Here is a 3222-nt window from a genome sequence, read left to right on the forward strand (position 1 = left end):
GAAGCGGTCGCGGGCAGCATCCGCGGCCGCTTTTGCGTATGATGACGGCGGGCCGAAGGGCCCGTGTCGACTCCTTCGAATTCTCTGCGAGACCCCCATGACCCAGTCTGATGTCACCCTCGATCTTGAACTGCTGACGGCCATTGAACAGCTTTGCCGTGAAGCGGGGCAGGCGATACTCGCCGTTGCCCGTGGGGGAGAGCTCGGCACGCGCGCCAAGGCGGATGACAGCCCCGTCACGGCGGCGGATATGGCGGCGCATCATGTGCTGGTCGAGGGGCTGGCCCGCCTGACGCCGCAGATTCCGGTGCTCTCGGAGGAGAGCGACAAGGCCGATATCGCGGCGCGGCGTGACTGGCAGACCTTCTGGCTGGTCGACCCGCTGGATGGCACGCGTGAATTCGTCACCGGCAGCGGTGAATACACCGTCAACGTGGCACTGATCCAGGGTTCGCGCAGCGTGCTGGGCGTGGTGGATGCGCCGGTACTGGAGACGACCTGGAGCGGGCTCGCCGGCGTGGGGGCCTTCCGGGAAGACGCCACCGGGCGTGTCGCGATCACGGTCAGCCCGGAGCCCGAGGTATTGAGAGTCGTGGCCAGCAAGTCGCATCTCGATGCGCGTACGGCGGCGCTGATCGAGCGACTGGCACCGGTGGAGAACGTCAGCTGTGGCAGCTCGCTCAAGTTCTGTCGCATCGCGGAAGGCAATGCGGATCTCTATCCGCGCTACGCGCCGACCAGCGAGTGGGACACCGCGGCGGCTCAGGCCGTACTGGAAGCGGCCGGCGGCCAGGTCTTCGATGCCGAGTCATTGCCTGTACAACCGCGTCGTCTGGACTACAACGCCCGCGATACGCTGGTGAATCCCTTCTTCATCGCCTGTGGCCAAGCGGATGGTCGCTGGCGCCAGGCGCTGGACGTCTGAGGGTGGCCGGGGCTCGACGGCTCGTGCATCTGCTGGCTCGCGTAAGGGCTGAAGCGTTCATGCCGTTGCGGGGACGTTCATGAAGGGCCTGCTGCAGTGCCTCGTCCGTCGCCTGTTTGCGCGCAGCGATCAGGCGAGCAAGCGGGCCGGGGTGATCTCCGCCATCACGCTGGCCCTGCTGGCGAGTCTGGTGCCGTTGATCTATCACGGCCTGCTCGAGGGCGGCCTGATCCTGTTCGGCAATCTGTTGCTGTGGCCGTGTCTGCTGGCGGCGCTGCATCGTCCGCGCTGGCGTTGGCCGGCGCTGGGGCTGATGGCGGCGCTGGGCGTCAATCTCTCCGCAAGTGTGGTCAGCGCCGTCTATTACGATTCCCGCTATGGGCTGGCCTTCGCGCTCAGCTCGCTGGATACCAGCCGCAGCGAATCGATGGCGATGCTGTTCAAGTTCCCGCTGGCCCTGATCGTGCCGCTGGGGTTCTTCCTGCTGGCGCTGTCACTGGGCAATCGCTTCGGGGCGGGGCTGGCTCGCGCCCGGCTGGGTGGACGCAGCGGAATCGCCTTCCTGCTCTGGATGCTGATGCTGCTGGCCGGTAGCTGGCAGTGGGGGCGAGCCAGTGTGCCGTTGGCCATCACGACGCTGTCGGTCTCGCCGGGCTGGAACCTGGCCACCACCTCGCATGCCTGGTGGGAGAAGGAGCGCTACAAGGCGCTGATGGCGGATGACTATGATTTCGGTGGCGTCTCGCGCAGCCCCGAGGTGTCGGATGACGCCGTCTTCGTCCTGATCATCGGCGAATCCCAGCGCCGCGATCAGCTGTCGCTGTATGGCTATTCCCGCGCCACGACGCCGAATCTCGATGCGCGTCGCGACGAGCTGGTGGTCTTCGATCAGGCCATCGCGCCGGCGCCGCAGACCGTGCTGGCGGTACCGATGCTGGCCAGCCTGACCGACCCGCGGACCTTCTCGCCGCGCTACCTGGACGCCAATCTGATCTCGCTGGCCAATCAGGCCGGCTATCATACCGAGTGGCTGTCGCGCCAGGGGCTCGATATCACTTCCGAGCGCACCTGGATCACCGCCATCGCCCAGCGTGCCGATGTCGCTCGCACCATCATGACCGACTATGACGATGGCTTGCTGGATGCGCTTGATGAGGCGCTGGCGCGCGAGGTCGAGGGGCCGCGGCTGATCGTGCTGCATCTCTACGGCAGTCACCCGCCGGCCAGCCTGCAGTACCCGGATTCACTGCGCTATTTCCTGACCCCGGACAGCCGCTCACCGCTGACCGATGCCTACGATGACAGCATCCGCTTCACGGATCAGGTGATCGAGGGCGTCTTCCAGCGCCTGGAAGGGCGACCCGCTGGCGTGCTCTATCTGTCGGACCACGGCCTCGAGCATGACCCGCTCAGTGACGCCTATGTGCATGGCGGTGATCGCCCCAGTCAGGCGCCGTACCGCATTCCGCTATGGCTGTGGCAGACGGGGCAGGCGCCCAATCCCGCGCGTGAGCTGACGCGCCTGCGCTCGCACGCCGATGAGCCTTTCGCCAGTTTTGACCTGCCCTATCTGGCCAGCGACTGGCTGGGCATCCGTTTCTCCGGTGACAAGCCGTGCCTGTCGCCCTGGGCGGTCTGCTATCAGCCACGTGAACGTCATCCGGTGCTGGACCAGCTGGGACGATTGAACTTCTATGAAGCCCTGCCGTCGGACTTTCTTTCCCGACCTCTCGCGCCGGGAGCCGAAGAGCTCGAGGAAGCGGTCGAGGCGACCACCGAGCTGCTGGAGCGCCCGGAGTTCATGTCCGGGCAGGGCGCGAAACGCGACGGGCAAGCCCCGCAGCCGGATTCCCGCGTGACGCCGTCGGAGGATTCATCGGCGTTCACCTTGTCACCTGCTTCATTACCTTCAGAAACCCTCAAGGACTGACATGAAAATCACTGTCTTCGGAACAGGCTACGTAGGCCTGGTGACTGGCACCTGTCTGGCCGATGTCGGCCATGACGTGATCTGCATGGACGTTGATGCGGCCAAGATCGATGGCCTCAAGCAAGGCGAGATCCCCATCTTCGAGCCGGGGCTGGAGAGCATGGTGCTGCGCAATGTCGAGGCCGGCCGTCTCAACTTCACCACTGACGCCCGTCAGGCCGTCGAGCATGGCGTGCTGCAGTTCATCGCCGTGGGCACACCGCCGGACGAAGACGGCAGCGCCGACCTCAAGTACGTACTTGCGGTGGCCGGCACCATCGGCGAGCACATGAATGACTACAAGGTCATCATCGACAAGTCCACCGTG

General features: G+C 65.5%; 2 protein-coding genes and 1 pseudogene. All 3 read left to right on the top strand.

What is annotated here, in order from left to right:
- Nucleotides 1-97 precede the first annotated feature (97 nt).
- Entirely contained in the window at nucleotides 98-925 is an 828-nt protein-coding gene (gene cysQ / locus AC4FAH_RS10650) for a 3'(2'),5'-bisphosphate nucleotidase CysQ (protein ID WP_287020594.1), read from the top strand.
- Between the two features lie 79 nt (nucleotides 926-1004).
- Nucleotides 1005-2855 (top strand): sulfatase-like hydrolase/transferase, encoded by a 1851-nt coding sequence (locus AC4FAH_RS10655; protein WP_490246009.1) that lies wholly within the window; start codon nucleotides 1005-1007, stop codon nucleotides 2853-2855.
- Nucleotide 2856: 1 nt separating this feature from the next.
- Nucleotides 2857-3222: pseudogene (locus AC4FAH_RS10660) on the top strand (UDP-glucose 6-dehydrogenase); the annotation flags it as partial.

The organism is Cobetia sp., assembly GCF_983723665.1.

What these genes read in the sequence shown, in the direction of transcription:
- cysQ (WP_287020594.1), top strand. Translation starts at nt 98, where the DNA reads ATGACCCAGTCTGATGTCACCCTCGATCTTGAACTGCTGACGGCCATT.
- AC4FAH_RS10655 (WP_490246009.1), top strand. Translation starts at nt 1,005, where the DNA reads ATGAAGGGCCTGCTGCAGTGCCTCGTCCGTCGCCTGTTTGCGCGCAGC.